The organism is Streptomyces sp. NPDC047453, from assembly GCF_040643155.1.
Taxonomy (GTDB): domain Bacteria; phylum Actinomycetota; class Actinomycetes; order Streptomycetales; family Streptomycetaceae; genus Streptomyces.
Genome location: NZ_JBEYTS010000006.1, coordinates 43,111 through 66,081 on the forward strand (window position 1 = coordinate 43,111; position 22,971 = coordinate 66,081).

At 72.6% G+C, this 22,971-nt stretch carries 22 protein-coding genes; 7 read left to right on the plus strand and 15 right to left on the minus strand.

Annotation, left to right across the window (positions count from 1 at the left end; genetic code table 11):
• Positions 1 to 44 precede the first annotated feature (44 nt).
• The 6 genes from ABZ818_RS08100 to ABZ818_RS08125 all read right to left on the minus strand — a co-directional run bounded on the left by ABZ818_RS08100 (position 45) and on the right by ABZ818_RS08125 (position 5,701).
• A complete protein-coding gene (locus tag ABZ818_RS08100) occupies positions 45 to 626 on the minus strand; it encodes a sugar kinase (protein ID WP_361412160.1) in 582 nt (193 codons plus the stop codon).
• On the minus strand, positions 623 to 1,771 hold the full coding sequence (locus ABZ818_RS08105; RefSeq protein ID WP_361412162.1) for an ROK family glucokinase: 1,149 nt from the start codon (positions 1,769 to 1,771) through the stop codon (positions 623 to 625). Before ABZ818_RS08105 ends, ABZ818_RS08100 begins: the two co-directional genes overlap by 4 nt.
• Before the next feature lie 142 nt (positions 1,772 to 1,913).
• A complete protein-coding gene (locus tag ABZ818_RS08110; protein WP_361412164.1) occupies positions 1,914 to 2,705 on the minus strand; it encodes an ATP-binding cassette domain-containing protein in 792 nt (263 codons plus the stop codon).
• Complete coding sequence (locus ABZ818_RS08115) at positions 2,702 to 3,766, minus strand: ABC transporter permease (protein ID WP_361412166.1); 1,065 nt, start codon at positions 3,764 to 3,766, stop codon at positions 2,702 to 2,704. Before ABZ818_RS08115 ends, ABZ818_RS08110 begins: the two co-directional genes overlap by 4 nt.
• A complete protein-coding gene (locus tag ABZ818_RS08120) occupies positions 3,763 to 4,767 on the minus strand; it encodes a sugar ABC transporter substrate-binding protein (protein ID WP_361412168.1) in 1,005 nt (334 codons plus the stop codon). Before ABZ818_RS08120 ends, ABZ818_RS08115 begins: the two co-directional genes overlap by 4 nt.
• A 184-nt stretch (positions 4,768 to 4,951) precedes the next feature.
• Entirely contained in the window at positions 4,952 to 5,701 is a 750-nt protein-coding gene (locus ABZ818_RS08125) for a GntR family transcriptional regulator (protein WP_361412462.1), read from the minus strand.
• A gap of 117 nt (positions 5,702 to 5,818) precedes the next feature.
• On the opposite strand from ABZ818_RS08125, the gene ABZ818_RS08130 reads away from it, so the two are divergent.
• Entirely contained in the window at positions 5,819 to 6,841 is a 1,023-nt protein-coding gene (locus tag ABZ818_RS08130) for a Gfo/Idh/MocA family oxidoreductase (RefSeq protein ID WP_361412170.1), read from the plus strand.
• 612 nt (positions 6,842 to 7,453) lie between these two features.
• The gene (locus tag ABZ818_RS08135) at positions 7,454 to 8,419 is read left to right on the plus strand and encodes an NADPH:quinone reductase (RefSeq protein WP_361412171.1); all 966 of its coding nucleotides are present in this window, start codon (positions 7,454 to 7,456) and stop codon (positions 8,417 to 8,419) included.
• Between the two features lie 15 nt (positions 8,420 to 8,434).
• On the opposite strand, the gene ABZ818_RS08140 is transcribed toward ABZ818_RS08135, so the two are convergent.
• Entirely contained in the window at positions 8,435 to 8,857 is a 423-nt protein-coding gene (locus ABZ818_RS08140) for a hypothetical protein (RefSeq protein ID WP_361412173.1), read from the minus strand.
• A gap of 87 nt (positions 8,858 to 8,944) precedes the next feature.
• Here ABZ818_RS08140 and ABZ818_RS08145 point away from each other — a divergent pair, with 87 nt between their 5' ends.
• Both ABZ818_RS08145 and ABZ818_RS08150 read left to right on the plus strand, forming a co-directional pair.
• Positions 8,945 to 10,444: a M48 family metallopeptidase gene (locus ABZ818_RS08145; RefSeq protein ID WP_361412175.1), complete on the plus strand. Its 1,500-nt coding sequence runs from the start codon at positions 8,945 to 8,947 to the stop codon at positions 10,442 to 10,444.
• Positions 10,441 to 11,421 carry a hypothetical protein gene (locus ABZ818_RS08150; RefSeq protein ID WP_361412177.1) on the plus strand — a complete coding sequence of 327 codons (981 nt, stop codon included), beginning with the start codon at positions 10,441 to 10,443 and terminating at the stop codon, positions 11,419 to 11,421. The genes ABZ818_RS08145 and ABZ818_RS08150 overlap by 4 nt, the downstream gene beginning before the upstream one ends.
• Before the next feature lie 124 nt (positions 11,422 to 11,545).
• Here the strand turns inward: ABZ818_RS08150 and ABZ818_RS08155 are convergent, their stop codons facing one another.
• The 6 genes from ABZ818_RS08155 to ABZ818_RS08180 all read right to left on the minus strand — a co-directional run bounded on the left by ABZ818_RS08155 (position 11,546) and on the right by ABZ818_RS08180 (position 17,631).
• Complete coding sequence (locus tag ABZ818_RS08155) at positions 11,546 to 11,941, minus strand: ribonuclease domain-containing protein (RefSeq protein WP_361412179.1); 396 nt, start codon at positions 11,939 to 11,941, stop codon at positions 11,546 to 11,548.
• An 85-nt stretch (positions 11,942 to 12,026) separates the two neighbouring features.
• Positions 12,027 to 12,614 carry a dihydrofolate reductase family protein gene (locus tag ABZ818_RS08160; RefSeq protein WP_361412181.1) on the minus strand — a complete coding sequence of 196 codons (588 nt, stop codon included), beginning with the start codon at positions 12,612 to 12,614 and terminating at the stop codon, positions 12,027 to 12,029.
• 65 nt (positions 12,615 to 12,679) lie between these two features.
• Positions 12,680 to 13,795, minus strand: a complete 1,116-nt coding sequence (gene alc / locus ABZ818_RS08165; RefSeq protein ID WP_361412183.1) for an allantoicase — start codon at positions 13,793 to 13,795, stop codon at positions 12,680 to 12,682.
• A gap of 5 nt (positions 13,796 to 13,800) precedes the next feature.
• Positions 13,801 to 15,147 (minus strand): allantoinase AllB, encoded by a 1,347-nt coding sequence (allB, locus tag ABZ818_RS08170; RefSeq protein WP_361412185.1) that lies wholly within the window; start codon positions 15,145 to 15,147, stop codon positions 13,801 to 13,803.
• A 177-nt stretch (positions 15,148 to 15,324) separates the two neighbouring features.
• A complete protein-coding gene (locus ABZ818_RS08175) occupies positions 15,325 to 16,050 on the minus strand; it encodes an aspartate/glutamate racemase family protein (RefSeq protein WP_361412187.1) in 726 nt (241 codons plus the stop codon).
• 87 nt (positions 16,051 to 16,137) lie between these two features.
• Complete coding sequence (locus ABZ818_RS08180; protein ID WP_361412189.1) at positions 16,138 to 17,631, minus strand: NCS1 family nucleobase:cation symporter-1; 1,494 nt, start codon at positions 17,629 to 17,631, stop codon at positions 16,138 to 16,140.
• 235 nt (positions 17,632 to 17,866) lie between these two features.
• On the opposite strand from ABZ818_RS08180, the gene ABZ818_RS08185 reads away from it, so the two are divergent.
• Positions 17,867 to 18,670, plus strand: coding sequence for an IclR family transcriptional regulator (locus ABZ818_RS08185; RefSeq protein WP_361412191.1), 804 nt, complete (start codon positions 17,867 to 17,869; stop codon positions 18,668 to 18,670).
• A gap of 591 nt (positions 18,671 to 19,261) precedes the next feature.
• Here the strand turns inward: ABZ818_RS08185 and ABZ818_RS08190 are convergent.
• Positions 19,262 to 19,948, minus strand: coding sequence for an ABC transporter ATP-binding protein (locus ABZ818_RS08190; RefSeq protein ID WP_361412193.1), 687 nt, complete (start codon positions 19,946 to 19,948; stop codon positions 19,262 to 19,264).
• Entirely contained in the window at positions 19,945 to 20,979 is a 1,035-nt protein-coding gene (locus ABZ818_RS08195; protein ID WP_361412195.1) for an ABC transporter permease, read from the minus strand. The genes ABZ818_RS08190 and ABZ818_RS08195 overlap by 4 nt, the downstream gene beginning before the upstream one ends.
• 135 nt (positions 20,980 to 21,114) lie before the next feature.
• On the opposite strand from ABZ818_RS08195, the gene ABZ818_RS08200 reads away from it, so the two are divergent.
• Positions 21,115 to 22,299 (plus strand): sensor histidine kinase, encoded by a 1,185-nt coding sequence (locus ABZ818_RS08200; RefSeq protein ID WP_361412197.1) that lies wholly within the window; start codon positions 21,115 to 21,117, stop codon positions 22,297 to 22,299.
• A complete protein-coding gene (locus ABZ818_RS08205; RefSeq protein WP_361412199.1) occupies positions 22,296 to 22,934 on the plus strand; it encodes a response regulator transcription factor in 639 nt (212 codons plus the stop codon). Before ABZ818_RS08200 ends, ABZ818_RS08205 begins: the two co-directional genes overlap by 4 nt.
• Positions 22,935 to 22,971 lie beyond the last annotated feature (37 nt).

Below are 22,971 nucleotides of genomic sequence, written 5' to 3' on the forward strand. Positions count from 1 at the left end.
TCTGACAATCGGCTCCGGCGGCCTGGATCGGGCCACGGCCCGCATCAGGGGACGGTGCGGGAGACGACGTAGACCATCGGCAGGACCGGGTTGGACAGGTTCACGACCACGTCCTGCGTGGGGGCGGGGTTCTTCTGGCCGTGGGTGAGGCCCCACCAGGGGCCGGGGCTGGTGAAGGTCCAGCCGGTGGTCTTCTTGTCCCGGGCGCCGACGGTGACGGCGCCCTCCTTCAGGTCGCTCCGGTTGACTCCCATGGCCTCCAGGAAGGAGGTGAGGCCCGGTTCGGTGGTCCGGAACTGGACGTAGAGACGGCTGGTCTTCCAGTTGTTCGTCTCGTAGTAGGAGACCATGTCGGCCGGGTGCGGGATCGGCACCTGGTAGAGACGGCGCTGGACCTTGGACGGGTAGCCGGGCGCGAGGCCCTTCACCGAGTACCGGGCCTCCTTGTCCTTGCCGCTGTCGCGGCTCTGGTTGGCGGAGATCACCAGGTAGCCGGCCGGAACGCCGATGAGCAGCACGATGATCAGCAGGGTGAGAGTCCTGCGGCGGTTGCGGTGCCGGCGGTCCTCGACACGCGGCGGCCTCCCGTCAGGGGGTGCCGCCTGGCGTGGCAACGACATCGTCATAGCGCCTCCCGGGCCGCGCGCCGCGCCTGCGCGTACCGCTCGTAGCGCTCGTACCGCTCGACCCGGCGGCGCTTGGCGCGCCGGAAGCGGCGGGCGACCAGCCGGGCGAGGTCGGCGGCGCCGACCATGCCGGCCTCGGGGCCGAGCTGGGCGCGGGTGATACGGGCCTCGGGGCGGTAGCCGCGGCCGGTGAGGTGCCGTTTGAACGCGTCCCGCGCGGGGCCGATCAGCAGGTCGTCGGCCGCGGAGACCCCGCCGCCGATGACGAAGCAGGACGGGTCGAGGGCGGCGGCCAGGTTGGCGATGCCGACGCCGAGCCACTGGCCGATGTCCTCGAGCAGTTCGATGCACATGGCGTCGCCCTCGCGGGCCAGCTCGGTGATCATCGGCCCGGTGATGTCGGCGATGTTCCCTTTGACGTGCTCGATGATCCCGTAGGCGACCGGGGAGTCGGCCGCGGCCAGCTCACGCGCCTCCCGCACCAGGGCGTTGCCCGAGCTGTACTGCTCCCAGCAGCCCCGGTTGCCGCACGGGCAGCGGTGGCCGCCCGGCACGACCTGCATGTGCCCGAACTCGCCCGCGACACCGAATTTTCCCCGCTTGACCTGGCCGTCCTCCAGGATCGCGCCGCCGATACCGGTGCCCAGCGTGATCATGACGAGGTGGTCCTCGTCTCGGCCCGCGCCGAAGCGCCACTCGGCCCAGGCGGCGGCGTTGGCGTCGTTGTCGACCAGGACCGGCACGGACAGGCGTTCGGAGAGGCGGTCGCGCAGGGGTTCGTTGCGCCAGGACAGGTGGGGGGCGAACAGCACGCGGTTGCGGTCGGCGTCGACCCAGCCGGCCGCGCCGATGCCGACCGCGTGCACGTCGTGCCGGTCGGACAGGTCCAGGACCAGCTCGACGATGGTGTCCTCGACGACCCGCGGGCTCTTGGACTTGTCCGGGGTCTCCGTGCGGAGCCGCTCCAGGATGTTGCCGTCGGCGTCGACGACGCCCGCCATCACCTTGGTGCCGCCGATGTCGATGCCCACCGTGGGGACGCGGGGTGCGGTCAGGTGGGAGCGCCGCTCCCGGGTACCGACCGTGCGCAGCACGGGAGCGCGGCGGGAGCCGATGGGGGCGGTGAGGTCGCGGTAGGTGCTCATCGGGCCCGATTCTGCCGCACGATGGGTAAGGGTCCCGCACGGGGCACCGAGGAGCCGGTGCCCGGTTTGTACGGGATGCGGCCGCGCGGGGGTCGTCGCGTCCACGCTGCGGAGCGGCATGATGCCACAACCCCGCGGGCCCTCAGGTCCCTTGCAGCTCATGGCGTAGATCGTCCAGGTCGCTGCCGCCCGCCATCTGCCGGGTCAGCTCGTCCAGGGTGATCTCGTCCCGAGTGTGGTGGCCGACCATGGCGCCCCGCCTCAGCAGGACGAATCGGTCACCTACAAGGTACGCGTGATGGGGGTTGTGGGTGATCAGCACAACCCCCAGACCCTGGTCGCGGGCTGCCGCCACATACCTCAGCACCACACCCGACTGCTTCACGCCGAGCGCCGCGGTCGGCTCGTCCAGGACGAGCACCTTCGCGCCGAGGTACACCGCGCGCGCGATGGCGACGCACTGGCGCTCGCCGCCCGACAGGGTGCCGATGGGCTGGTCGACGTCGCGCAGGTCGATTCCCATCCGCAGCAGTTCGGCCCGCGCCGTCCTGCGCATGAGGTCGACGTCCAGGCGCTTGAAGGGGCCGGTCCCCCTGCGGGGCTCGGAGCCGAGGAAGAAGTTCCGCCAGACCGGCATGAGGCCCACGACGGCCAGGTCCTGGTACACCGTGGCGATGCCCCGGTCCAGGGCGTCGCGCGGTGAGGTGAGCCGGGTCTCCTCGCCCTCGACGCGCAGGACACCGCCGTCGTGCTGGTGCAGTCCCGCGATGATCTTGATCAGGGTCGACTTGCCGGCGCCGTTGTCGCCCAGGACGCAGGTGATCTCCCCGGCGTGGACCTCCAGGCCGACGTCCTCCAGGGCGCGGACACCGCCGTAGTGCTTGCTGACGCCGGACAGCTCCACGAGTGCCGTGCGCGCTTCGGTCTGCGTCACTTGGTGGCCTCCGCCCGCCTGCGGACCCAGGTGTTGAGCAGGGTCGCGAGGAGCAGCATCGCTCCGAGGAAGAACTTGAACCAGTCGGGGTTCCACTCGGCGAAGACGATGCCCTTGCTGGTCATGCCGAACAGGAGGGCTCCGACCGCCGAGCCGATGGCGCTGCCGTAGCCGCCGGTGATCAGGCAGCCGCCGATGACGGCGGCGATGATGTAGATCAGCTCGTTGCCGACGCCCTCGCCGGACTGCACCGCGTCGAAGGAGAAGAGCAGGTGCTGCCCACAGATCCAGGCGCCGAGGCCCACACCCATGTAGAGGCCGGTCTTGGTCCCGGTGACCGGTACGCCGACCGCGCGGGCCGCGTCCTTGTTGCCGCCGACCGCGAAGATCCAGTTGCCGGTGCGGGTGCGCAGCAGGATCCAGGAGGCGAGGGCGACCAGGCCGAGCCACCACAGGATGGTGACCTTGACGTCGACGCCGCCGATGGTGAGCGTCGAGGCGAACACCGCGTGGGCGCTGGAGAAGCCCTCCATGTCGCCGATCGTCTTGGTGGAGACGGTGCCGTCGATCAGCTTGGTGAAGCCGAGGTTCATCCCGGTCAGCATCAGGAAGGTGCCCAGGGTGACGATGAAGCTGGGCAGCCCGGTGCGGGTCAGCATGAAGCCGTTGAAGGCACCGATCGCCAGGGTGACCAGCAGGGATACACCGACCCCGACCCAGACGTTCGCGGTCATCTGGTAGCTGAACATCGAGGAGACCAGCGCGGAGGACGTCACCATCACGCCCGCCGACAGGTCGAACTCGCCGCCGATCATCAGCAGCGCGACCGGAACCGCCATGATGCCGATGGTCGAGGACGCGTACAGGACGGTGCTGAGGCTGGCGGCGCGCAGGAAGCCGTCCGCGGCGCAGGCGAAGAAGACGAAGACGGCGATCGCCCCGACGACCGAGCCGAGCTCGGGACGGGTGAGCAGCCTGCGCAGCGCCGAGGTCTGCGGAAACGTTTCGGCAGCCGAGGCTTCGGGGCGGACGGCCGACCGGTCCGTGGTCGTCCCGCTCATCGGGTGCCCCGCTTCGTGTACTCCTCCAGCGTGGCCGCCTGGTCCTTGGTGACGATCTGCGGGCCGGTGAGCACCGGCCGGCCGCCGCCGAGGACGTCACCGTTGTACTTGTAGAGCCAGAGCAGGTCGACGGCCTGGTAGCCCTGGAGGTAGGGCTGCTGGTCGACGGCGAAGCCGAGCGTGCCGTCCTTGAGCTCGGCGGCGACCTTGGCGTTCAGGTCGAAGGTGTCGACCTCGGCCCTGCTCCCGGCGTCGGCCTTCGCCTTGACGGCGGTGCCCGCGTACGGGGCGCCGAGCGTGACGACCGCGTCGACGGACCTGTCCGCCTGGAGCCTGGCACCGATCGCGGCCTGCGTGTCCGGCATGTTGGTGCCGTTGACGTAGAGGTTCTCGACCGTGCCGGAGAAGGTCTTCGCCACCCCGGCGCAGCGCTGCTCGTGCCCGACGTTGCCCTGCTCGTGCAGGACGCAGAGCACCTTCTTCCTTCCGCGCTCGGTCAGCTCCTGCCCGACGGCCTCACCGGCGACGGTCTCGTCCTGGCCGACGTGCGTGAGGGCGCCGTACGCCTTGGACTGCGCCGATCCGGAGTTGACCGTGATCACCGGGATGCCGGCCCGCTCGGCGCGGGCCACGGCGGCCTTGAGCGCGTCGGGTTTGGCGAGGGTGACGATGATGCCGTCGACCTTCTTGTCCACCGCCGCGTCCACGAGCTGGGCCTGCTGCTGGGCCTCGGCGTCGTGCGAGTACAGGAAGTTGATGTTGTCCTTGACCGCGGCCTGCTTGGCGCCGCTCTGCACGATGTCCCAGAACGTGTCACCGTCCCCGGAGTGCGTGATCATCGCGAAGGTCCAGCGGGGGGTGTTCACCGCGGCCCTGCCCTGGGCCGCCGCGGCCTTGCGGGCATCCTCCGCCCGCTTGCCGCCGGTGCTGCTGCACCCCGCCAGCGACAGGGACAGTGCCCCTGCCAGCGTGATGACTACCCAGGTTGGAAACCGTGCCACGAGGCCGTGCCCTTCTTGCTGTGCCCGAACGTACACAAGGGGCCGATGACGATCCCACCAGCCCCGAACGTTCCATTATCGGACACCGGAACCACTGATTCCGCGGGCGGGGAGTGGGTGACCGGTCACATTGTCCGGACATGAGGAGGGTGCCTGGAGCACACCAGGCGGGCGCAGGGCGCGGTCAGGGACGTACGAGGAGCTGGAACTCGAAGGAGTAACGGGAGGGCCGGTAGGTGTGCGTGCCGTACTCCACCGCGCGGCCGGTGTCGTCGAAGGTGGTGCGCTGCATGGTGAGCAGGGGGGCGCCCTCGGGCTCGGTGAGCCGCTCGGCCTCGGCGGAGGAGGCGGCACGGGCGCCGATGGACTGGCGGGCGCTGTGCAGGGTGATCCCGGCGGCGCGCATCAGCCGGTACAGGCCGGTGGCCTCCAGCTGACCGGTGTCCAGGTCGAGCAGTCCGGGCGGCAGGTAGTTGGTCAGGTACGCCATCGGCTCGCCGTGGGCCAGGCGCAGCCGTTCGATGCGGTGGACCTCCTCGCCCTCGGCCACCCCGAGGGCGGCGGCGACCTCGGCGGAGGCCGGGACCACCGTGTTGACCAGGACCTTCGTCGCCGGACGCTGACCGGCCGCCTCCAGGTCGTCGTAGAGGCTGCTCAGCTCCAGCGGGCGCTTGACCCGGCTGTGCACGACCTGCGTGCCGACACCGCGGCGGCGTACCAGGAGGCCCTTGTCGACCAGCGACTGGATGGCCTGGCGGACGGTGGGCCGGGACAGGCCGAGCCGCGCGGCGAGCTCGATCTCGTTGCCCAGCAGGCTGCCGGGGGTGAGGCTGCCGTGTTCGATCGCGGCCTCGAGCTGCTGGGACAACTGGAAGTACAGCGGTACCGGGGAACTCCGGTCCACATGGAGTTCGAGTGAGACGGTGGGGTCCACTTCTGGTTTCGGCACGGCCCGAGCGTAGCTCCGCGGCCGGTTGACGGGAAGTCGTGAAGTTCGATTGTCCGGACATGCGGATTGACAGGGTCCGGGGTCCGCCCTCACTTTGTTCCCATGCGCATCGGGGTCATCGGTACGGGCCGCATAGGCACCATCCACGCGAACACACTCAGCCGCCACCGCGAGGTCGGCTCATTGATCCTCACGGACGCCGATCCGGCGCGGGCACAGGCCCTCGCCTTCCGGCTGGGTGAGACGGCGGCACCGGGGGTGGACGAGATCTTCACCTGGGGCGTGGACGCGGTCGTGATCACCACGGCGACCTCGGCCCACGCCGAACTGATCGGCCGGGCGGCGCGGTCGGGGCTCCCGGTGTTCTGCGAGAAACCGATCGCCCTGGACCTGCCGGGCACGTTACAGGCGCTCGCCGAGGTCGAAGCCGCCGGCACGGTGCTCCAGATGGGCTTCCAGCGCCGCTTCGACACGGGCTACGCCGGCGCGCGCGAGGCGGTGCGCTCCGGGCGCCTCGGCCGTCTGCACACGGTCCGCGCGCTCACCTCCGACCAGGCACCGCCGCCGCCCCAGTGGCTTCCGCTCTCCGGCGGGCTTTTCAGGGACACCCTGATCCACGACTTCGACGTGCTGCGCTGGGTGACGGGCCGCGAGGTCCTCAGCGTGTACGCGGCCGGATCCGACGCCGGCCCCGCGATGTTCCGCGAGGCGGGCGACGTCGACACCGGTGCGGCGCTGCTCACCCTCGACGACGGCACGCTCGCCACCGCGACCGCGACCCGCCTCAACGGCGCGGGCTACGACGTCCGCATGGAACTGGCCGGGGAGCGGGACCAGATCGTGGTCGGCCTCGACGACCGGACGCCGATCGCGTCCACCGAGCCGACCGGCCCACCGGCCGCGGACAAGCCCTGGCCCGACTTCCTGGAACGCTTCGGCCCCGCCTACGAAGCCGAACTGGCCGCGTTCGTGCAGGTGCTGCACGGTGAGCGCCCCAACCCGTGCGACGGCCGCGAGGCCCTCCAGGCCCTGCGCATCGCCGAGGCCTGCGAGGTCTCCCGCCGTGAACACCGCCCGGTGAGCCTGGCGGAGATCCCGGGCGGCGACCGGGCGGTCTACCGGTGACGGTCCCGCAGCCACAGTGACCGCCGTCCGGAGGCCCGGACGGCTTCCGGGCCGACCGCCGACGCACGGTCGACCATCGGCTCCCGGCCGAGCGATGGCTCCTGGCCAGCCAGTGACTCCCGGCCGACCACCAGCTCCCGGCCGACCAGCGGCTCCCGGCCGAGCGATGGCTCCCGGCCGAGTGATGGCGCATGGCCGACCGGCGGCTCCCGGCCAACCGGCGGCTCACCCCGACCGGCGGCGCACGGCCAACCAATAACTCCCGGCCCAGCGATGGCGCGGCCGACCGCCGGCTCCCGCAGGACCAGCGGCTCTCGGACGACCGGTGGCGCGGCCGACCGGTCGCGCGGCCGACTCGGTGGGCGCGGCGGCACGGGCGAGTCTTCGGCGGGCACGGGCCAAGTGGCGGGCGCGGCGCCCGCACACCGGCTCACCAGCCGCACCAACCAACCGGCCCACCGGCCCACCGGACTAACCGACGCACCAGCTCACCAACCCGCCAGGCGCACCAGTCGCACCAATCACGCCAGGCGCACCAGCCCACCGCCGGACTCGCCCACCCGCAGGCGCCGCACGGGCCGCACGGCCTGCCCGGTGGGAGAATTGACGATCATGCGTGCCGCTTATGTCGACCAGCTGGGGCCACCCGACGTCATCCGCTTCGGCGAGCTGCCCGCTCCCGTGCCGGGACCGGGCGAGGTGCTGGTGGACGTGCTGGCCACCACGGTCAACCCGGTGGACACCTTCGTCCGCTCGGGGCTGTTCCGCACACCGCTGCCGTTCCCGTTCGTGATCGGGCGCGACCTGGTGGGCACGGTGGCGTCCGCGGGCTCCGGTTTCGCCGTCGGCGAGACGGTGTGGTGCAACAGCCTGGGCCACGACGGCCGGCAGGGGGCGGCCGCCGAACAGGCCGTGGTGCCCGCCGACCGCCTCTACCGGCTGCCGGCGGGCGTACGCCCGGAGGAGGCGGTGGCCGTGTTCCATCCCGCCGCGACCGCCTATCTGGCTCTCTTCACACACGGCGGGCTGCTCCCCGGTGAGACGGTCCTGGTCGGTGGCGCGGCCGGCAACGTGGGCGGCGCGCTGGTGGAGTTCGCGTACCGGGCGTACGCGCGGGTCCTCGCCACGGCCGCACCGCGCGACCACGAGCACGTCCGCTCCCTGGGCGCGGCGGAGGCCGTGGACTACCACGCCCCCGATCTCGCGGCGCGGCTGACGCGGCTCGCTCCGTCCGGCGTCGGCGTCCACGTCGACACCTCGGGACACAACGACCTGAGGACCGCGGTCGAACTCCTCGCCCACCGCGGCCGCATCGTCGTCCTGTCCGGTGCCCGCGACGAGCCGACCCTTCCGGTCGGTCCGCTCTACATGAAGGGCGGCTCCCTGCGAGGCTTCGCCATCTCCCACGCCACCGCCGCGGAACTGGCCGAGGCGGCGGCCGCCGTCAACGGCCTCCTGGCCTCCGGCGGGCTGCGGCCCCGTTCGGTGGAGTACCACCCCCTGAGCGCCACGGCGGAGATCCACCAGCGCATCGAGCGGGGCGAACTCCACGGCCGACGCGTGGTGCTACGCCCCTGACTCCGAAGCGTGGTGCTACGTCCCTGACCCGGGCCCGTCCGGTACCTCTCCGTCACCGGCGTCCTGTTCCGCCGGCGCGGCCGTCCGGGCGGCCCACCGCCGCCGGGCGCGCATCACCGAGAGGGGGTGGCCGACCACGACGGCCACCCCCAGCCCGACGAAGTAGACGCCGCTCAGGACGGCCCGTGGCGCCCATCCCAGTGCCGCCGCCACGGCCAGCATGACGAACCCGGCCGCGCAGCACAGCGCCCCGGCGCCCACGATCACCCAGCGGAATCGAGCGCCCCTCCACCCGGCCTCGGCCTTCGACCGGATCCTGGCGCCGTTCACGGTCCGCAGTTCACGGTCCGGCCGGCCCCTGCGGCGCACCTCCCGGTAGTGGTCCATGACCTCGGCCTCGGCACCCGTGGGAGGACCCCGGCGTGCCCGTGCGCCCATCGCCCCGCCTCCTCCTCGTACAGGTGTCCACTCGCCTCACCGGACTATGACAGAATCCGCCGACACCTCACGGGCGACAGGAGTGTGATGGACGGTCGCATATCCGGAGGGCCGCAGGTCTCGGCGGCCCGTGTGTGGCTGTTCACCGCGGCCATGTCCGCCGTCGCCTGGCTGCCTCTGTTCGCCCCCACCCTCCTGATCGCGGCCGTGGGGGTGGCCTCGGGGGTCTGGCAGATGGCCGCGCTTCCGGTGCTGTGGTTGCTTCCGGCCCTGCGCGAGGTCATGATCCCCGACGTCCTGCCGGGCCGGGCGGTACGGCCGGACGACCAGCCGGAACTGGCGGCACTGGTACGGGACTTGGCCGAGCGGACCGGCTTCGGCGCTCCGCTGCTGGTGCGGATCCTCCCGGAGCCGGCGGTGCTCACGTGCCGCGTGAGGGCGACGGGCGGTCCCGGCTACGCGCTGCTGCTCGGACTGCCGCTGGTCCGGGCGCTCTCGGCCGCGCAGCTTGCCGCGGTGATCGCGCACGAGCTGGCCCACCGGCGCCACTTCGACGACCGTCGCACACGTGCCCTGCTGGCGGCACGCGGTGCGCTCGCCGAACGGCTGGACGGGCGCCTGCGACCGCTGGCCCCGTTGGCCGCTCCCCTGCTGCGCGCGACTCAACCCTGGTCCTGGCAGGCCGAGTCGGCGGCCGACACCGAGGCCGCACGGATCGTGGGCGGTACGGCGGTGCGCGAGGCGGTGGAGCGGGTCGCCGTGATCGAGGCGGCTTTCGACGTGATCACGCAGGACTGGGTGGAGGACCTGCTCGAGGACGGCACGTATCCGGTGGACCTCTACGAGGCGTTCGACCTCGCCCTCCAGGATCCGCCGGTGCTGCACCGGGCCGCCCGCGAGGACGCCGAGGACCGGGCCCTGGACGTCTACGCGATGGCCGCCCAGCCGCCGTCGGCCGTGCGGACGGCCGCGCTGCCGCACACCGGCACCTATGCGGCGTACGGCTCGGCTCCGCTCGGGCTGCGGGACGCCGAGGCGGTCGCCGAGTGGTGCGTCCAGCGTCTGGCCTGCACGGACGGACCCGGTGCGACCCTCCAGGAGGGCGGCGGTGTCCGGGGCAGCGCCCTGCGGCCCGAGGACCTGAAGCCGGTACGCCTCCTCGAACTCGACCCCGACAGGTTCCGCCTCCCCGCCGACGGCGGCCCCGGCGGGGCGGCGCTGGCGGCCGCGACCGGACAGCCCTCCCCCACCGGGGCGCTGCACGTCGCACTGGACGCCCTCGCCGATGCCGACTGGTACCGCCTGGCCCGCCGGATCGACCCCCAACTGCGGTGGCTGCCGGCCGCCGCGCGCAGGGCGGTCGGCGGTCAGGTCCTGGCCAGTGCCATGGGCGCGGCGCTGGCGCCATTGCTGCTCGAGGCCGGCTGGTCCTGTGCCGACCGCTGGATGAACACCGTGCTCAGGGCGCCGGACGGCACGGTCGTCGACCTGTACGAGGTGCTCGTCACGGCCGTGGAGGGCGGTGACCCCGCGCCCGTCCACGCCCTGCTGGAGAAGACCGGGACCGAGAAGGCGGAGAGAGCATGAGACGCCCCGGCCCCGCCCTGCGCGTCGCCCTGCTGGGCGTGACGGCCACCCTGACCGGCTTCGCGCTGCTCGCCGGCTGGCTGGGTTTCCACGCGTACGCCTACGACCAGGCCCGCGAGCGCGCCACGGCCCGCACCAACGGCGTGATCGTCGAGGACGGCCTCGGAGAGGGCGAGGACATCCGGGTGCGCTGGAAGGACCGCTCGGGCCGTGAACACGAGCAGCGCTTCGGCATCTACGACACCGACCGCTACACCAAGGGCCGCCACTTCCCCGTCGTCCACGACCCGGACGAGACGGATCCGCGGGGCTTCCCCGGCGACCCGGAGGAGACGTCCGACGAGGACGACCTGCTCGTCCCCATCCTGCTCGCCGGGGTCACGGCGGCCGCGCTGTGCTCGGTGTGGGCCTGGCGTGGCGTGCGGTTCCGGCGGGCGGCGCGGCGGCCGGGCCGTCCGATGACGGCGACGGTGCACTGCGGTGTCCGGCCCGTCTCCTCGCAGGCGCTGTCGGAGACCCTGTGGCTCGCGCTCACCGAGGCGGGCGTGAGTGACCGGCCGGTCGCCTGGCAGCGGATCATGTGGCATACCGCCCTCGACGAGATGCGCGGCCCGGTCGAGGTGAGCGCCCATCACCGGGCGGGCTCGCGCGGCGCCGTGGTGGCCCAACTGCCGGACGGCACCCGCCTGATGCCCCTGGGGCGCCTGCGGCACCGTGCGCCGCGCCGCGTGTTCCTCGACGAGTACACGGCGGTCCGTGCCACCCTGGAGGACTCCTTCACCCCGGTCGACGCCGCGGCGCTCTCCGCGAGGCCCTGGTGGTGGCCGGGCGCCCAGGCGGCCGCCGTCGGACTCGTCGTGGGCGCCCTGGCGGGGGCCCTCTTCATCGGCGGAACCGCGGTGGCGACCGTGAGCATGGCGCTGTGCGGGGCCGCCCTGCCCGCCGCGCTGTGGGCGCAGAGCGCTCCGCGGCCCTGACCCGCGCCGCACCGAAGCGGCACCCGCTGCCCGCCCCGTCCGAGCCCCGGCCGGGCAGCGGCTCGCCCCGCGGCCGGGTGCGTGGAGGGTCCGCGGGGCGAGGGACGTGCGGTGGACTCGTGGTTCAGCAGCCGAAGTTGACGAGCTTGAACGTGACGTAGTGGTCCGCGGTGTAGTAGTCCTCCCGGGTCTTCTGGCCGGTGACTATGCGTCGGGCGCCACGGTCGGGGGAGCCCGGGGTGACGACCGTGTACTCGTGGTAGTACCCGGTCGACTGCTTGGGCAGGACGCCCTCGCGGTTCTGGAAGACGGCGCCGTCCTGGGAGTACGGGAAGGGACCGCCCTTGTCGATCAGGCGGAGCGTGTCGTGCGCCTGGGAGGGCAGCGCGCTGTAGCAGATGCTGCCGACCGCGGTCGCGGCGGCGTCGGCCGGGGCGGCGGCGACGGTGCCACCGACCAGGAGGGCGGACAGGAGGGCGCCCGCGGCGCCGATGCGGGTGGTACGTGGGGGGAATCTCATGCGCTCATCATGACGCGCGTAGACACTGGCATGTCAATGACAAGTCCGAGGAATTTACCGTCGAGTTCGAGGAATTCGCGGGGAGTTAATCCAGGTAGGAGCCGTACCGGGGGCGGCCCGCGACGTCGTACGACTGGCTGGGACACCCGGTCTCGGTGACGCGGCCGCCGGTGTGCGTGAAGGCGGTCGGGACGGTGGTCTCCTCGAACAGGCGGCGCCCGGCGCCGAGTACGACCGGGAACGTCAGCAGGTGGACCGTGTCGACGAGGTCCAGCGCCGGCAGGGAGCGGACGAGGGCGCCGCTGCCGTGGACCTGGAGTTCGCCCTCGGTGCGCTCCTTGACCGCGGCGACCTCCTTGGCGAGGTCGCCGGAGAGCACGGTGGTGCCCTGCCGGGCGGGGTCGGCCAGGGTCGTGGAAGCCACGTACTTGGGCAGGCCGTTGAGGCGGGAGGCGACCGGGTCGGCGGGGTCGATCACGTCCGGCCAGTAGGCGGCGAAGATGTCGTAGGTGCGGCGGCCGAGGAGGAAGGCGCCGGCGCGGTCGAAGACCTCGGCCATGAAACGGCCGAAGCCCTCGTCGCCGTACGGAACGCTCCAGCCGCCCTGCGTGAAGCCGTCGCGGTCGTCCTCCTGGGGACCGCCGGGCGCCTGGTGGACGCCGTCGATGCTCACGAAACCGGCCCGGTGGGCGGGGCGTGCCGGTCCGTGCGGTCGGCCGCCCCGCGGGTACGGACGGGTCAGCCGCCCAGTTCCTGGTGGCGGGCCGCCAGGGCGGCCGCGCCCTGCTCGGTCAGCGCGCCGAACAGGCGGAGCCGGGAGATGCCTCCGTCCGGGAAGATGTCCACGCGCGCGTGCGTGCCGACGGCCGCCGCGGGCAGCACGAAGCGGTGGTTGGTGTCGGGCTGGAGACGGGTGCGCGGCAGGATCTCCGTCCACTCGCCGTCCTCCCCGTCCTTGACGGAGACCGACGCCCAGCCGGCGCTGTTGCCCTTGAGGTAGGCGGTGTCGATCTCCAGGGCGCGGATCTCGGTGTGCGCGGCGAGGCGGTAGCTGATCCAGTCGTTGCCCTGGTCGCGGCGGCGGCGGGTCTCCCAGCCGTCGTCCATCTTGCGGGAACGGCCCGGCTGGATGGTGTTGGTGGCCGGCGAGTAGAAGAGGTTGGAGGCGTCCACGACGCTGCCGCCGTTCTCCAGCGCCACCACGTCGAAGGTGCCGAGCGCGGCCAGCCACGCCGGGTCGGGCACGACCTCGCCGTACACCCGCAGGCGCGCGATGCCGCCGTCGGGGTGCTGCTTGAGACGCAGGTGCGTGAAGCGCTGCTCGGCGTTCACCTCGAAACCGTTGTCCGCGTGGCCGCCGACCGCGGTGCGCGGGACGAGGGTCGTCCACTTGACGTCGTCGGCGAGGAGTTCCTCGGGCGTGGGGGCGCCGTCGACCGAGGTGCCCTCGACGGAGACGGCCTGCGGGTAGTTGCCGCGGAAGTGGGCGGTGTCCACGACGATGCCGCGGACGACGCCGGGCGCGCCGAGCCGGATCAGCGCCCAGTCGTGGTCGTCCTCGGTGGGCCAGGGGTGCTCGGCCGAGACGCCGCGCCGGCGCCGGGTCTCCCAGCCGTCCATGACCTTGCCCTTGTGCCCGAAGTCCTCGGGGTCGAACTCGGCCCGCTCGGGCACCAGCAGGTTCTCGCGCATGGCGAAGAACTCGTCGTTGGCGGCGACGACACCCGCGCCGAGCCGGCGGTCGGCCAGGTTGGCGTGCCTGGTGAAGGGGAAGTCGGCCGTACGGAAGTCGGCGTAGGGGTCGCCGCCGCCGTAGGGGTTCGCGTCGCCGGTGAAGCTCAGGGTCGCCGTCACGGTGATCAGTTCGTCCTTTCCAGAAGTCGGCCGGTGGGTTCGGTGAAGTGGCCGTCGAGCGCGGGGCCGTAGATGCGCTCGCCGCGCAGCCAGGTGGATTTCACGACACCGCGCAGGGTCTTGCCCGCGTACGCGGTGATGCGGTTGCGGTGCTGGAGCGCGGCGGGGTCGACGGTGAAGGTCTCGTCGGTGGCCAGGACCGCGAAGTCGGCGTCCCGGCCGGGCGCGATGGCGCCCTTGCGGTCGAGACCGGCGAGGTTCGCGGTGCGTTCGGACATCCACCGGACCACGTCCTCGATGCCGTGGCCGCGCCGGGCCGCCTCCGTCCAGATGGCCGAAAGGCTCAGCTGGAGCGAGGATATGCCGCCCCAGGCGGTGGCGAAGTCGGACGTCTTGAGGTCCACGGTGGACGGCGAGTGGTCGGTGACGACGCAGTCGATGGTGCCGTCGGCGAGCGCGGCCCAGAGCAGGTCCTGGTTGGCGGCCTCGCGGATCGGCGGGCAGCACTTGAACTCGCTGGCCCCGTCGGGCACTTCCTCGGCGGTGAGGGTGAGGTAGTGCGGGCAGGTCTCGACACTGAGGCGGACGCCCTCGCGCTTGGCGGCGGCGATCAGCGGCAGCGCGCCGGAGGAGGACAGGTGCAGGATGTGGACCCGTGCGCCGAGCCGGCGGGCCAGGGCGATGAGCCCGTCGATGGCGCTGTCCTCCGAGACCTGGGGGCGGGTCTGCAGGAAGTCGGTGTACTTCGGGCCGCTCAGCTGGGGTGCGAGCCCGAGTTCGTGCGGGTCCTCCGCGTGCACGATGAGCAGCCCGCCGAAGCCCGCGATCTCCGCCATGGAGGCGGTCAGCTGGTCGTGGTTCAGCTCCGGGAACTCGTCGACCCCGGACGGGGACAGGAAGCACTTGAAGCCGAAGACGCCCGCGTCGTGCAGGGGCCGCAGGTCCTTGACGTTGTCCGGGAGCGCGCCGCCCCAGAACCCGACGTCGATGTGGGCCTTGCTGCGGGCCACCTCCTGTTTGACGCGCAGGTTGTCGACGGTGGTCGTCGGCGGCAGCGAGTTGAGGGGCATGTCGACCAGGGTGGTGATGCCTCCGGCGGCCGCCGCCCGGGTGGCCGTCCAGAAGCCCTCCCAGTCGCTGCGCCCGGGGTCGTTCACATGGACGTGGGTGTCGACGAGGCCGGGCAGCAGAGCGTCGTCGCCGATGTCCTCCAGCCACGCTCCGGCCGGAACCTCGGCGTCGTGCGGCAGTACGGCCACGATCCGGCCGTCGGCGACGGTGACGGACGCGGGGCGCACGCCCTCGGGGGTGACGACGCGTGTGGAGCGCAGTACGAGCTGTACGTCGGGCAACGGACGCCCCTCCTCTGGTGCTGTTCCTCTATTCACTGTCGCCCACCCGCGAAATTCCGGAGAGCGGAAATGAGTTTCCTGTAGACGGAGTCTTCATGGCCGAACCTCATGAGTCAAGACCTTCTTGGCGAAGCGGACCTCGTCGCGGCGGCCTGCGCGGGCCTCGCGCGACCTGCGTCAACGCGCGCTCGGGGGCCAGTTGACCATCCGCTTGGGCCGCGGCGGCGCGTATGTGCGCACCTTGGAGGTGGACAGGCCGAGCCGGACGAGCGACTCGGCGATCGCCACGGCGGCGGTCACGCCGTCGACGACGGGGACCCCGGTGCGTTCGGCGACGCGCTCGGTGAGCCCGGACATGCCCCCGCAGCCGAGGCAGATCACCTCCGCCCGGTCCTCCTCCACCGCGCGGGCGGCCTGTTCGGCGATCGCGGCGACGGCGGCCTTCTCGTCCCGCTCCAGATCGAGCACGGCGAGGCCGCTGGCGCGCACGGAGGCGCACCGGGCGCTCAGCCCGGCGACGTGGAGGCGCTCCTCGATCAGCGGGACCGTGCGGTCCAGGCTGGTGACGACGGAGTAGGAGCGGCCGAGGAACTGGGCGGTGCTCGCGGCGGCCTCGGTGATGTCGACGACGGGTACGTCGAGCAGTTCCTGAAGGCCCTCGCGGCCGTGCTCGCCGTATCCGGCCTGGATCACGGCGTCGAAGGGTTCGGGGTAGGCGCGGACGGCCTCCATCACGGCGATGGCGGCGAGGTAGCTCTCGTAGTTGCCCTCCACGGACTCCGCTCCGAAGGAGGGGGTCAGCGGGACGATCTCGGTGCCGGGGGACGCCGCACCCGCCGCCTGCTCACCGATCGAGTCGGTGATGGACTGCGTGGTGTTGACGTTCACGACGAGGATGCGCATGGTTCGCTTTCTGGGTGGTTCTGCTGGACGGCTCGTTCGCGGCTGATCCGCGGCTGGTTCGCGCCTGATCCGCGCCTGATCCGCGGCTTATTCGGCCGCGACCGCGATGGCCTCGCCGTCCACGTCCTGGATCAGGACGTTGCGGTCGGCGATGACCGAGTAGAAGACGGCCCCGAGGATGGCGCCGACGAACCAGGAGAAGCCGGCCACGGCGTGGAAGACGGGCACCAGGGCGAGGACGACGGCGATGGCCGCGGAGGGCACGAAGGCCCAGACGGCCCGCGGGTTGTAGCCGCGGCGGTAGTGGTACTCGCCCTGCGCGTCCTCGGTGTAGAGGTCGGGGACGTTGACCCGGGCCCTGCGCAGCAGCCAGTAGTCGGCCATGATCACGCCGAACAGCGGTCCGAGAAGCGCGCCGAGCCCGCCGAGGAAGTACTCGACCGCGATCGGGCTGTTGTAGAGGTTCCACGGCGTGATCACCAGGCCGACGATCGCGCTCACCAGGCCGGCGCGGCGGAAGTTCAGCCGCTGCGGGAAGAGGTTGACCAGCGCGTAGATCGGCGCCACGAAGTTGGCCAGCAGGTTCACCGCGACGGTCAGGGCGATGAGGGCGAGCGAGGCCGCGGCCAGCAGGATCATGTTCGGGATGGTGCGGACGATGTCCGTGGGGCTGGTGATGATCTGCCCGTCGAGCTTGAACTGCGCTCCGCAGAGGACCGCCACGATGACGGCGAAGAAGAGCATGTTCACCGGGATGCCGATCACGTTGCCCCGGACGATCGAGGCGCGGCTCCTGGCCGACCGGGTGAAGTCGCAGAAGTTCAGCACGAAGGTGCCGTAGATCACCACCCACAGCGCGGCGGCCTGCAGGACGTGCAGCCACATCGCGCCGCCCGAGAGCGGGTGGCCGTCGGACAGGGAGATCGATCCGCCCGCCCGGAAGAACATCCACGCGGCCAGGGCGGACATGGTGATCAGGGTGATGGGCGCGGCGAAGGCCATATAGCGCCGGATCATCTGCATGCCGTAGCTCACGATGAGGACCTGGAGCAGCCACAGGGCCATGAAGGTGATCCAGCCGAGCAGGTTCTGCCCGAGCACGGAGTGCTTCTCGAGGCTGCTCAGGCCGGGGAACATGGCCACCAGCAGCGCGCTCAGCACGGAGGCGGCGAGGTAGGTCTGGATGCCGAACCAGGCGATGGCGACGGCGCCGCGGACGCCGGCCGGTATCTTCGCGCCCTTGATGCCGAAGGCGATGCGGCTCATGACGGGGAACGGCACGCCCGTTTTGTGTCCCATGAACCCGGACAGGGTGAGCAGCAGGAACAGCAGGACGGAGGCGAGTGCGAAGGCGGCCAGGATGCCCCACACGTTCAGGCCGAGCGCGAACAGACCGATCGCGAAGGCGTAGTTTCCGAGGCTGTGCACATCGTTGGCCCAGAGCGTGAAGACGTTGTAGGCGCCCCAGCGGCGCCCTTCTTTCTTCGTGGGGGCGAGATCGTACGTGTACAGGCCGGAACTGGCTGTATTGCCTGTGTTGCCGGTATCCACGGACGATCGGTCATCCACAGCAGGAGGCATAGGGGGCTCCCGGGAGGGAAAGTGGGGGAACGTTCGGTGTTTTCCACAGAACGGAAGTAAACTTCCGGTGGCCAGAACGTAGTTTTCACCGAGAGCACCGTCAAGAGCCCGACCGTAATGCAGACAAGGATATGGACAAACCCTTGCTGATCGGCAGGAACACCTCGCGACGGACCTCAGTAGGCATCCGACCAGGCCGGTAGCATGCGGCCACACCCGCAGAAAGGAATGCGACGTGCCGCCGTCAGACGAGCGCAAGTCCTCCGCCTCCGCCGGCCCCGCCGCCACCGGTGGAGTCCAGTCCCTCGAGCGTGCCTTCGATCTGCTCGAGCGGATGGCGGACGCCGGGGGCGAGGTGGGTCTGAGCGAGCTCTCCGCCGCGAGCGGTCTGCCGCTGCCCACCATCCACCGGCTGATGCGGACCCTGGTCGCCTGCGGCTACGTGCGGCAGCAGCCGAACCGGCGGTACTCGCTCGGTCCTCGCCTCATCCGCCTCGGCGAGTCCGCCTCGCGGCTGCTCGGCACATGGGCGCGGCCGTACCTGGCCCGGCTGGTGGAGGAGACGGGCGAGACCGCGAACATGGCGCTGCTGGACGGGGACGAGATCGTCTACGTGGCGCAGGTGCCGTCCAAGCACTCCATGCGGATGTTCACCGAGGTGGGCCGCAGGGTGCTGCCGCACTCCACGGGCGTCGGCAAGGCCCTGCTGGCGCACACGTCCGACAACGAGGTGCGTGCGCTGCTGGCCCGCACCGGCATGCCGGCCGCCACGGACAAGACCATAACCACCCCGGACGGCTTCCTGGCGGCCCTGAAGGACGTCCGCCGGCTCGGCTACGCGGTCGACGACAACGAGCAGGAGATCGGGGTCCGCTGCCTCGCGGTCACCGTCCCCGACAGCCCCACCGCCGCGGCGATCTCCATCTCCGGCCCTGCGGGCCGGGTCACGGACACGGCGACGGAACGGATCGTCCCGGTCCTTCAGCAGGTGGCGCGAGAACTGTCCAAGGCCCTCGCCAGCTCGGGCCCGGCGGCCTGATCCCCCGCCCGCCGACTGCCGGCCGGCCGATCCGGCCCGCCGGCGGTCGCGGCCGCCCGCGGGCCGGAACGCACACACGGGCCGGGACGCGCACACGGTGACGGGCCGCCGGCCGGGGGCGGCCCGAGGCCGGGCCTCGGCCGACCGACTCCCGCCCCGGCCGGGATCGACTCACGCCCCACCCCGGCCAACGGGCTCCGCCCCCATCAGCCCAGGTCCCGCTCCACCCCGGCCAACCGGCTCCACCCCCGCCAACCCGGTTTCCGCCCCACCCCGGCAACCGGCTCCACCTTCACCAGCCCAGGTCCCCGCCCCATCGGCCGGCCACCGGGCTCAGGGCCCTCCTCGTTCGCCCGGCCGGTGTCCCGAGTCACCTAGTGCTGCGACCGGAAAGGTTCACCGGCTCGCGACGCCCGGCACGGCACTCCCCCAGCCTTCGGCCGGGGGTACCCCCACGCCGCGTTGTCGCATCACCCGAGTACATCCAGTACGCGGGCGACGCTCCGCCTTGCGATGCTCCCCCACAGCCTGAACGGCGCGGGAGGTACCCCCAGCACCGGACGCCGCGAGCTTCCCGGCAAACCTTTCCGGTCACAGCACTAGGCGGTCAGTGGCCGGTGGGGTCAGCCGTCCGTCTCTCATCTCCCGTACCGCGTCCGCCGCGCCCAGGTGGGTGCGGTCGTGGGTGACGAGGACGGTCGCCGTGCCGCGGGCGCGGGTGAGGCGGGTCAGCAGGTCGAGGACGGCCGCGCCGCGTTCGTGGTCGAGGGCGCTGGTGGGCTCGTCGACCAGGAGGACGGAGGGGTCGTTCATCAGCGCACGGGCGATGTTGACGCGCTGGCGCTGACCGCCGGAGAGCTGGTGCGGGCGCCGGTGCGCCTGGTCGCCGAGGCCCACGGCGGCCAGGAGTTCGCGGACCCGGCCCGCCGCCGCCCGGCGGCCGTCCAGGCGGGCCATCACCTCGAGCTGCTCCGCCGCCGTCAGCGACGGCAGCAGGTTGGGCTGCTGGAAGACGATCCCGATGCCGCGGCGGCGCAGGACCGCCCGCTCCGCGGCGCTCAGCTCCCCGGTCGGCGTACCGTCCACGCACACGCGTCCGCTGTCCGGCGTGATCAGCGTGGCCGCGACCGCGAGCAGGCTGGACTTGCCCGAGCCGGACGGCCCCACCACCGCCGTGACCGTGCCCGCGGGCACCCCCAGGCGTACCCGGTCCAGCGCGGTGAGCCTGCCGTCGCCGTCTGGGTAGGTCAGCGTGATGTCGTCGAGGAACAGGCTCATCGCACGCCTCCCAGCGCGGTCAGCGGGTCGACGGCGGTGATCCGCCGGACGGAGAGGCCGGCGCCCAGCACGCCCAGGGCGGCCATCACCGCGGCGGGCAGCAGGACGGTCGGCAGGTCGAGTACGAAGGGAATCGCGCCGCCCCGTACCAGTGCGCCGGTCAGGGCCGCGAGCCCGGTGCCGAGCAGCGTCCCGGCGGCGAGCAGCACCGCGGCCTGTCCCAGCGCGTCGCGCAACAGGTGGCGGGTGGAGGCCCCGAGCGCCTTGAGTACGGCGATGTCGGGGGACCGCTGGATCGTCCACACCGTGAAGAACGCCCCCACGACCAGCGCGGAGATGGCGAACAGGAAGCCGCGCATCAGTTGCAGCGAGCCGTTCTCGGCCTGGTAGGAGCCGATCGCGGTCAGCGCGTCGTCCTTGGCGAGGGTCTTCGTGCCGGCGGTCCGGTCCCCGGCCGGGACGTCGGTGCCCCGTGTGCGCAGCGCGATCACGGTCGCCGGACTGCCGTCCCACGCCGTCCACACCACGGGCGTGTGGCTGTAGGAGGCACCGCCCGCCACGGCCGCCACGGTCCAGGTGGCGGAGCCGAGGCGGACCCGGTCCCCGGCGGCGACGCCGAGTGCGGACGCCGCCTTGGCGGAGAGCACGGCCCGCCCGGGCGCCACGCCGTCCGGTGCGATGCCGGCCGCCGGGCGTACGGCGAACACGGACACCGCCGCCGTACGGCTCCCGGCGGCGGCGTCGAGCGTGCGGATCGCGACCGGCTCCGCGTACGGGACGCGCTCCGCCCACCGCCGGACGGCCTCCGGCGACAGCGAGGAACCGGTGAACGACACCGGCCGGCCGCCGGGCGGCGCGGCGAAGGCGAGGTGGTCGGCGGGCAGGCCCTTCACCGCCGAGACGTTCTCCTCGGCGAGGCCGGCGGTGAGCCCGGACAGCAGCCCCACGAGCAGGGTGATCAGTGTGACCACGGCCCCCATCAGGGCGAACCGCCCCTTGGCGAACCGCAGGTCTCTCCATGCGACGAACATGTCCTCCACCCTGCGCGGCACTGCCCCCGCCGGGCATCGCGCCGGGGCACGGCTGCTTCGGATCGAAGGACGCACCCGTCTTTCGAACTTTCGGTTGACCGGCGCCCCGCCCGGCCCGCCTACCCTGGACCCGTCATGGACATCCGCCCCCACTCCCCCGTCGTCGTCACCCTGCGCCTGTGCCTGTACGCGCTGTTCGCCGGCCTGCTGGCGCTCGCCGCCGCCCGCGCGCACGGCCCGGCCACCGTGGCGGCGGCGCTGGGAACGGGCGCGGTGTTCGCCTGGGGGGTGCTGAGCCCGGCCACCCACCGCTCCCAGCGCGCGGCCGCGGTGTGGCTGGCGGCGCTCTGCGCGGCCTGGCTGGTGCTGCTCACGCTCTCCCCCGACGCCCTGTGGGCGGCCTTCCCGCTGTACTTCCTCCAGCTGCACCTGCTGCCGGTGCGCTGGAGCCTGCCCGCGGTCGGGGCGACCGCGGGCGCGGCCATCGCCGGTTTCCTCGGGCACGGGGAGCGGCTCACCGCCGGCGCCTTCATCGGCCCGCTGCTCGGCGCGGGGGTGGCCGTCGCCACGGTCCTCGGCTACGAGGCCCTGTACCGGGAGAGCGAGCGGCGCCGTGAGCTGATCGAGGAGCTGGTGGCCACCCGCGCCGAGCTGGCCGGCGCCGAACGCACCGCCGGCACGCTGGCCGAGCGGGAGCGGCTGGCCCGGGAGATCCACGACACGCTCGCCCAGGGCCTGTCCAGCATCCAGTTGCTGCTGCGTGCCGCCCAGCGTGCGCTGCCCGACGGCTCCCCGGCCGCCGCGCACATCGAGCAGGCCCGCGCGACCGCGCAGGACAACCTCGCCGAGGCCCGCCGTTTCGTGCACGCGCTGACCCCGCCCGGCCTGGAGCGCGGCTCGCTGGCCGGAGCCCTGGAACGGCTCGGCTCGGGCGTGGCCGCCCCGCCCGAGGTCCGCTTCACGGTGAGCGGCACTCCGGCCGAGCTGCCCACCCCCTACGAGGTGGCGCTGCTCAGGATCGCCCAGTCGGCTCTCGGCAACACCCTGCGGCACGCCCGCGCCCACCGGGCGGAGATCACCCTGAGCTTCATGGACACGGCGGTGGCGTTGGACGTCGTCGACGACGGCGCCGGTTTCGACCCCGGCGCCGAGCACACCGCCGCACGGCCCGGCCGGGCGGCGGACGGCGGTTTCGGGCTGCCCGCGATGCGCGCGCGGGCCGAGGCGCTGGGCGGGACGTTCGCCGTGGAGTCGGCGCCCGGCCAGGGCACCGCGGTGGCGGTCACGCTGCCGTACCCGGACTCCGGGGGTGGCGCATGACGATCCGGCTGCTGCTGGCGGACGACCATCCCGTGGTCCGTGCGGGCCTGAAGGCGGTGCTGTCCGCCGAGCCCGACTTCGAGATCGCCGGGGAGGCGCCGACGGCGCAGCGCGCCGTGGAGCTGGCCGCGGCGGGCGGTGTGGACGTGGTGCTGATGGATCTGCAGTTCGGCTCGGGCGGCGCGGACGGCGCGGAGGCGACGGCGGCGATCACCGCCCGTCCCGGCGCCCCGCGCGTCCTGGTGCTGACCACGTACGACACCGACGCGGACATCCTCGCCGCGGTGGAGGCCGGTGCGGCGGGCTACCTCCTGAAGGACGCGCCGCCGCAGGAGCTGGCCGCCGCGGTGCGCACCGCCGCCTCCGGCCGCTCTGCCCTCGCGCCCGCGGTCGCCCACCGTCTGATGGACCGCATGCGCACGCCCGCGGCCGCGCTCAGCCGCCGCGAGCTGGAGGTGCTGGAACTGGTCCGCGACGGCCTGTCCAACCTTCAGATCAGCAAGCGCCTGTTCCTGAGCCAGGCCACGGTGAAGTCCCATCTGGTGCACATCTACGCCAAGTTGGGTGTGGAGTCGCGTACCGCGGCGGTGGCGGCGGCGACCGGGCAGGGCCTCATCCGGCGTCTGAGACCGTAACGGGCACGGGCACGGGCACGTACAGGCCTGCCGGCAC